The sequence below is a fragment of the Blastomonas sp. AAP25 genome (assembly GCF_001295965.1).
GTDB lineage: Bacteria > Pseudomonadota > Alphaproteobacteria > Sphingomonadales > Sphingomonadaceae > Blastomonas > Blastomonas fulva.
This window is the reverse complement of the sequence record NZ_LJHP01000034.1, coordinates 68,149-75,734: the sequence shown is the minus strand read 5'-3', so window position 1 is coordinate 75,734 and position 7,586 is coordinate 68,149. Positions and strand designations below refer to the sequence as shown.

Annotated in this window: 7 protein-coding genes; 2 read left to right on the top strand and 5 right to left on the bottom strand. The window is 65.1% G+C overall.

Annotation, left to right across the window (positions count from 1 at the left end; translation table 11 throughout):
• Positions 1 to 131 precede the first annotated feature (131 nt).
• The 5 genes from IP68_RS17535 to mutM form a co-directional block, all read right to left on the bottom strand.
• On the bottom strand, positions 132 to 539 hold the full coding sequence (locus IP68_RS17535) for an MAPEG family protein (RefSeq protein WP_054136307.1): 408 nt from the start codon (positions 537 to 539) through the stop codon (positions 132 to 134).
• Positions 540 to 566: 27 nt separating this feature from the next.
• Positions 567 to 1,337 (bottom strand): HesA/MoeB/ThiF family protein, encoded by a 771-nt coding sequence (locus IP68_RS17530; protein ID WP_054136316.1) that lies wholly within the window; start codon positions 1,335 to 1,337, stop codon positions 567 to 569.
• Between the two features lie 145 nt (positions 1,338 to 1,482).
• Entirely contained in the window at positions 1,483 to 2,874 is a 1,392-nt protein-coding gene (gene dnaA, locus IP68_RS17525) for a chromosomal replication initiator protein DnaA (protein WP_054136315.1), read from the bottom strand.
• A gap of 875 nt (positions 2,875 to 3,749) precedes the next feature.
• On the bottom strand, positions 3,750 to 4,013 hold the full coding sequence (gene rpsT / locus IP68_RS17520) for a 30S ribosomal protein S20 (protein ID WP_054136306.1): 264 nt from the start codon (positions 4,011 to 4,013) through the stop codon (positions 3,750 to 3,752).
• Between the two features lie 167 nt (positions 4,014 to 4,180).
• Positions 4,181 to 4,993 carry a bifunctional DNA-formamidopyrimidine glycosylase/DNA-(apurinic or apyrimidinic site) lyase gene (gene mutM / locus IP68_RS17515; protein ID WP_054136305.1) on the bottom strand — a complete coding sequence of 271 codons (813 nt, stop codon included), beginning with the start codon at positions 4,991 to 4,993 and terminating at the stop codon, positions 4,181 to 4,183.
• Between the two features lie 56 nt (positions 4,994 to 5,049).
• On the opposite strand from mutM, the gene IP68_RS17510 reads away from it, so the two are divergent.
• Entirely contained in the window at positions 5,050 to 5,781 is a 732-nt protein-coding gene (locus IP68_RS17510; RefSeq protein WP_054136304.1) for a class I SAM-dependent methyltransferase, read from the top strand.
• Positions 5,782 to 5,812: 31 nt separating this feature from the next.
• Entirely contained in the window at positions 5,813 to 7,375 is a 1,563-nt protein-coding gene (gene ubiB, locus IP68_RS17505; protein WP_054136303.1) for a 2-polyprenylphenol 6-hydroxylase, read from the top strand.
• Positions 7,376 to 7,586 lie beyond the last annotated feature (211 nt).

Here is a 7,586-nt window from a genome sequence, read left to right as displayed (position 1 = left end):
GGGGGGGGGGGGGGGGGGGGGGGGGGCGAGATAGTGTGCAGGTGAAGGTGGCGCGACCCCGCTGCCCCTCCACCACCCGCTACGCGGGCGGTCCCCCTCCCCCAGCGAGCTGGGGGAGGATTTGAAAACTGCTACCCGTTCACCGTCACCACCAGAAACAGCGTCCATCCGATCGCGGCGGCATAGGCGATCCAGGTGCCCACCACACCCAGCGCGCGCAGCTTGGGCGGCTTGCCTGGACCATGCGGCTGGTGCAGCCCGATGATGTGCGCGGCGCGGGCGCCCAGGAACAGCACCGCGAGCGCGGTCAGCGGCCAGTGGCTGGCATTGGCCATCTCCAGCAGCCCGATCAGGATCACGAACAAGGGCGCGTGTTCGGCAAGGTTGCCGTGCGAGCGGCTGGAACTGATCAGCCCCTGGTCGTCGGCATCGCCGAACGAGGCCTGGGTGCGGAAGCGCGCAGCGACGGTGGCGATCGCGGTGGTGAGCAGCATGATCGCGCAGATCGCGGCGGTAAGAGCGGTGATCGGCAATGTCATGTTGGAGCCCCCGGTTGGAAGCTTGGACTATGCCGCCTGGGCAGGATCGCCGCAAGCCGTGCAGGCGGGGTCCTTGGCGATCTTGAGCGTGCGCCACAGCGGCTTCAATCCGTCGAACAGGTGCAGCTTGCCGCGCGTGTCCTCGCCAAAGCCGGTGACCGCGCGCACCGCCTCCATCGCAGCGAAACTGCCGATCAGCCCGACCATTGCGCCCAATACGCCCTGCTCGGCGCAGGTGTCGCAATCCTCGGCATCGAACGCATCGCCGACGAAGCAGCGATAGCACGGCGCATCGGGTAGCCAGCCGCGAAACGTACCGATCTGTCCCTGGAAGCGCCCGATCGCGGCGCTGACCAGCGGGATCTGCAAGGCCGTGGCGGTGTCGGAGACCAACAGCCGGGTGGCGAAATTGTCGGTGCCGTCGAGGATGACATCCGCGCCGGCGAGCAAGGCTGCCGCATTGGCGGGCGTGATCCGCTCGGTCACTGCGGTTGCATTCAGTTCCGGATCGAACGAGCGCACCCAGCTGGCTGCGACCTCGGCCTTGGGCCGGCCGACATCGGCGGGCGTGAACAGCGTCTGGCGCTGGAGGTTGGACAGGTCGATGACATCGTCGTCGATCAGCGTCAGCCGGCCGATGCCAGCGCCTGCGAGATACTGCAGCGCCGGGCAGCCGATCCCGCCCATCCCCACCAGAACGACATGCGCCGCCGACAGCTTCGCCACGCCTGCGCCGCCGATCTCGGGCAGCACGATGTGCCGGGCGTGGCGCTCAAGCTGGGTGGGGGTGAGGGGCATGATCGCGACTATCCTGATGCTGGTGCGCAAATGCCGGGCCGGTCCTCGTCATTCCCGCGAACGCGGGAATCCCGCTTCACCGGCGCTATAGCGGGATTCCCGCGACTGCGGGAATGGCCAATGTTTCAGAGATGCGGCGAAGCGCTCAGCTCTCGAGCTGCTGCAGCAATGCGCGGACGTCGCCGTCCATATCGGCATCGCGGGTGCGCAGGTCCTCGATCAGGCGGACCGCGTGGATCACGGTCGAATGATCGCGCCCGCCGAACTTGCGGCCGATTTCCGGATACGAGCGCGGGGTCAGTACCTTGGCGAGGTACATCGCCACCTGGCGCGGACGCACCACCGCGCGCGCGCGGCGCTTGGAGGACATTTCGGAACGGTCGACCTTGTAGAACTGGCAAACCGCGCGCTGGATCTCGTCGATCGTGATCCGCCTGCGGTTGGCGCTGAGAAGATCCGAGAGCTGCTCTTCGGCGAGTGGCAGCGTGACCTTCTGGCCGGTGATCTGGGCATAGGCCATCAGCTTGTTGAGCCCGCCGACCAGCTCGCGGACATTGCGGCTGATGGTGCGCGCGAGGAACTCGGTCACCTCTTCGGGCACCTCGCCCATCCGCATCGTTTCGATTCGCGCGGTGATGATCGCGCGGCGCAGCTCGATATCGGCGGGCTGGATATCCGCGACCAGGCCCATCGCCAGCCGCGAGAGCAGTCTTTGGTCGACGCCGTCGAGCGCCTGGGGCGCGCGGTCCGATGTCACCACCAGCCGCTTGCCGCCGCCCAGGATCGCATCGATCGTGTGGAGGAATTCCTCCTGGGTCGAATTCTTGCCGATGATGAACTGGATGTCATCGACCAGCAGCATGTCGAAACCGCGCAGCCGCGCCTTGAACGCCATCGAATCGCCGCGCTGGATGGCGCTGACGAAGTCGTTCATGAACTTTTCGGCCGGGCAATAGCAGATACGCGCGCCCGGATTGACCTCGGCAAAGGCGTTGCCGATGGCGTGCAGCAGATGCGTTTTGCCCTGGCCGGTGGCGGCCTTGAGGTAGAGCGGGCTGAACAGCGGCTTTTCCATCGCGGCCATGCGCTGTGCGGCGTTGAACGCCAGCACGTTGGACTGGCCGGTAATGAAACCGGAAAAGACCTGCGAGGGATCGAGCGCGATGCGGTTGCCCGAATCGGCCAGCGCCGGGCGCGGGGCAGGGGCGGCCGCCTGCTGCGGAACGGCGGTCCGCGGGCGGGCCGGATCGGCCTCGCGCGGGGCAGCCGCGATGGTCACGCTGCGCACTTCGGGGCGCACGATCTTCCAGGCCAGCGCCAGCCGGTCGGCAAAGCGTTCACGCACCCAGTTGGCAGAAAATTCGGATGGCAGATGCAGGTTGAGCATGCCGGAGCCAGGCTCGAAGCTTCCGGGGCGGATGGGGCGGATCCACTGGGTGTGGATCTGTGCGCCCAGGTCCTTGCGCAATCCTTCACTGATTTCGTTCCAGTCCGCCGCCCAATCTGCCGCGCCGTTCGAATCGTTGAGTTCGATCATGCCTGTAACTGCCACTTCTTGGTTCTTGGTCATCGCTGACAACACACCGGCGGAGCAAAATCGCTCGCGCGCCGGGATCATTCGGGGAACTGCTTGGGTGGGCCGGAGCCAAGGGTCCACATGCCCTTGTCGCGGCCTTGCCGGTCCCCCCTAGGAGAGGGTCTCTCGGCTCGAATCGGGCCATCCGGTACGTGCCAGCCAGAAACCGGCGGTGCGCACGGCCAGCTCCCGGTCCGCGAGCGAGGTCTTGAATGTCAGTTCCTGTGGCAGTCCGACCCTGATACGCAAAACTTGCTCCCTCCCCAACGTCCGCAATGACAGACGGGAATATCCGCCATGTCTTTCTTCGCTTTCACCGTGTGCCGACCAACCCCTGGCCGACCCGGTGCCCCCTCGCCTGCGCCAGGACAAAACCACCCCGGACGCAAAGCCGATGGCATTGCGATACCCTAGTGATTCATCCGTTGGTGCAGTGGAGAACGGGCGCGAGCGCTCGCTCTCTGGAGTGTGATGTAGCGATGAAAAAACGAGTCGAGCAAGAGCGGCCGGGTAAAAAAAATGAAATAAAGGCGCTTGACTCAGTTAACGTCTGGATATTGCTCGATTCACTATATTAACGTATATATTTCAATTGGTTAGGGCAAACCGGGCGTGGGGCGCAATTGCGAATCGCGGGAAATGCTCGGCTTTGCCAAAAGCGCAGGTGACGGTTTTGTGACCGCTCTGTCACACAGCGGCGCCCATGTTACATACCGTTGCACACGCGCTGCGCGCACGAAAAATCCGCCGACCGAGGCAGGACGGCGGACAATCGGAATATCGTGGCGGAATGACCGGCTCCGGATGCGGCCCAGCCGCTCCGGAGCAGACCGGGATCAGCCGAGCGCTGCGACCCGCTTGGTCAGGCGCGAGAACTTGCGCGATGCGGTGTTCTTGTGCAGCACGCCCTTGGCAACGCCGCGGGCCAGTTCAGGCTGCGCGCTGGCGAGAGCTGCAGCGGCCGCGTCCTTGTCGCCTGCTTCCAGAGCCGATTCGACCTTCTTGACGAAGGTACGGATGCGTCCGATGCGGTTGCCGTTGACAATCGCCCGACGGTCGTTCCGGCGGATGCGCTTCTTGGCTTGCGGCGTATTGGCCATAAGTTCTCACACGTCTTTCTTACAGGCGATCACAGCATGATCGGTGGATTTTGGGTAAAAGCGTTGGGCCGCGATAAGGCTAGGCCCGCGCTTTGAAGCCGCTGCCGTTAGCGATTATCGTCTGGCGCGTCAACGCCAGAATGCCGCAGGCGTCATGCAAACCCACCTTACTTCTGGCAGGACGGGCACCAGAAGGTGGAGCGTCCCGACTGGACGGTGCGCTTCACGGTGCCGCCGCACGGACAGGCCTCTCCCTCGCGCCCGTAAACCCGCCATTGCTTGGCGAAATAGCCCAATTGGCCATCGGGCCGGGCATAATCGCGCAAGGTCGATCCGCCCGCCGCGATGGCATCGACCAGCACCGATTTGATCGCCGCGACCAAAGGCTTGAGCTTGGCAGGACCAATTTGCCCGGCAGCGCGCAGCGGAGAGATTCTCGCCATGTTGAGTGCCTCGCAGACATAGATGTTGCCCAGGCCCGCAACGATTCGCTGGTCGAGCAGCATCGCTTTGATCGGCGAGGCGCGGCCCTTGAGCCGCTCGCGCAGATAAGCGGGGGTGAAATCGTCGCCCAGCGGCTCGGGGCCCATCGCGGCAAAGCTCGGGAAACTGGCGATCGCGGCTGTCTCGACCAGATCTACCGACCCGAACCGGCGCGGATCGAACAGCGAGAGGACGTGACCCGAATCGGTGTGCATCACGAGGTGGTCGTGCGTGCCGATGTCATCGGGATCGATTCGCCAGCGCCCCGACATGCCGAGGTGAAAGATCATGCTGTCGCCGCGGTCGGTTTCTATCAGCCCGTATTTGGCGCGGCGGCCCAGGCTGATGATCCGCGCGCCGGTCATCCGCTGGCCCAGATCGACCGGGAAGGCGCGGCGCAGGTCTGCGCGGCGCGCGACGACACTCGTCAGGCGCACGTCCTGCAGCACGGCCGCAAGCCCGCGCACGGTGGTTTCGACTTCGGGAAGCTCCGGCATAAAAAGGCCCGTTATCAGGCTTTGCGCTTGGCACAAAGATGCTTACATGCAGGGCCATGAGCGAGACAGTGCCCTTTGGCTATCAGGATATCGACCCGGCTGAAAAGGCGGGACGGGTTGGCGGCATCTTTTCGAGTGTGGCTGCCAAATATGACATCATGAACGATGCGATGTCGGGCGGCATGCATCGCCTCTGGAAGGACCGCTTCGTGCGCCGGGTCAAGCCGCGCGCCGGCGAGGACATTCTCGACATGGCGGGCGGCACCGGCGACATCGCCTTCCGCATGGTCAAGTCGGGCGCCAATGTCACGGTCGCGGATATCAATCAGGACATGCTCGATGTCGGCATCGACCGCGCGGTCGAACGCGGCGAGGACCGGCTTGTCTGGTCGTGCCAGGATGCGGAAAGCCTCAAGTTCCCCGACCGCAGCTTCAACGCCTATACGATCGCGTTCGGCATCCGCAATGTCACGCATATCGACAAGGCGCTGGCCGAGGCGCACCGCGTGCTGCGCTATGGCGGCAGGTTCTATTGCCTCGAATTCTCGTCGACCCAATGGCCCGTGTTCGGCGAGGTTTACGACGCCTATTCGCACCATCTGATGCCGCGGCTGGGCCAGATGATTGCGGGCGATGCCGACAGCTATCGCTATCTGGCCGAATCGATCCGCCGCTTTCCCAAACCGCCGGTGTTCGAGCAGATGATCAAGGACGCCGGGTTTGTATCAACCAAGGTCGAGCTGATCCTGGGCGGCGCAGTGGCGATCCATAGCGGGTGGAAGGCGTGATTCGGCGCGGCCGGGGGTTCGGCATCCGCGCATGACCGCCCCGCGTACGCATATCTTCCGGCTCCTCAAATGGGGCCGTATCCTTGCGCGTCATGGCGCGCTCAAGGGGCTGGAGGCCGCACCGCAGACCCCGCCCGAGGTCCGCCGCCTGTTCCGCATCGCGCGGCTGGGGGCGAGCGTGCCCAAGACCCCCGATTATGCCGGTGCCTTCCGTGCGATCGGTCCTGCGGCGATCAAGCTGGGCCAGACGCTCGCCACCCGCCCCGATCTGGTGGGCGAAGAGGCCGCGATCAATCTGCTCAGCCTGCAGGACAGCCTGCCGCCGGTGCCGTTCGCGGAAATCCGCGCCGAGATCGAACTGGGGCTGGGCGGCCCGCTCGAGCGCTTCTTTGCCCATGTCGATCCGGTGCCCGTCGGCGCCGCCTCGATCGCGCAGGTGCATCGCGGCACCACCATCGAAGGCCGCGATGTCGCGATCAAGGTGCTGCGCCCCGGCGTGCGCAAGAACTTCGCGCGCGATATCGAGACGTACGAATGGGCTGCCGCACATCTGGAAGCTCTGGGCGGGGAGGCGACCCGGCTGCGGCCGCAGCTCACCATCGCCAACTTCAAGCGCTGGACGATGCGCGAACTCGATCTGCGCCGCGAGGCGGCGAGCGCATCGGAACTCGCCAGCGCGATGGACGGCCACCCGGGCTACCGCGTGCCCGAGATCGACTGGGACCGCACCTGCGGCACCGTGATGACGCTCGAATGGATCGACGGCATCAAGATCTCGAACCGCGAGGCGCTGATCGCTGCCGGGCATGACCTGCCCGATCTCGCGCGGCGGCTGGTTCTCGCCTTCCTGCGCCAGGCGATCGCGGGCGGCTTCTTCCATGCCGACATGCACCAGGGCAACCTGTTCGTCGCACCCGATTCGACCATCGTCGCGATCGATTTCGGCATCATGGGACGGATCAACCGGCAGGCGCGGTTCTGGCTGGCGGAAATTCTCTACGGCCTGACGACTGGCAACTACCGCCGCGTCGCAGAAATCCACTTCGAGGCGCAGTACGTGCCGAGCTATCACAATGTCGACGAGTTCGCGACCGCGCTGCGCGCTGTCGGCGAGCCGATGCGCGGCAAGCCGGTGAGTGAGCTTTCGGTCGGCCAGATGCTCGACGGGCTGTTTGCGATCACGCGCGATTTCGACATGAAGACCCAGCCGCATCTGCTGCTGCTGCAAAAGACGATGGTGATGGTCGAGGGCGTCGCGACCCAGCTCGATCCCAATATCAACATGTGGGATGTCGCAGCGCCTTATGTGCGCGACTGGATCCGCGGTGAACTCGGCCCCGAGACGTTGCTCGCCGACCGGATCAACACCGATGTCGCGACATTGTTGCGGCTGCCCGATCTGGTGCGGCGTCTGGAAGAACAGGTCCCCAAAAAGGGCGGCGCGCCCGAACCACCGCCTGTCCCGCACATCCCGCTGATCTGGGACAGGAAGGTGCGCGTGGCTGGTGCCGGCGGCGGCTTCTGGAGCCATCTGGCGGCGTTGATCATCGGCGCTGGCGCAGGCGCTGCGGCGCTGTTTGCCTGGGTGCATTGAGCTGACCTCACAGAGCAGCGGCTGATGCGCTGACGATACCTGCTCCCCTCCCTGCAAGGGAGGGGCTGGGGTGGGTCAGCAACCGCAGAGGGTCAGTGCAACACCGGCTCGCTGGCGCTCGACCCACCCCTAACCCCTCCCTTGCAGGGAGGGGAACGCGCGCTGATTGGCTATTGTTCTCCGCTCTCCGATCAGCGACCATCGCCACCCC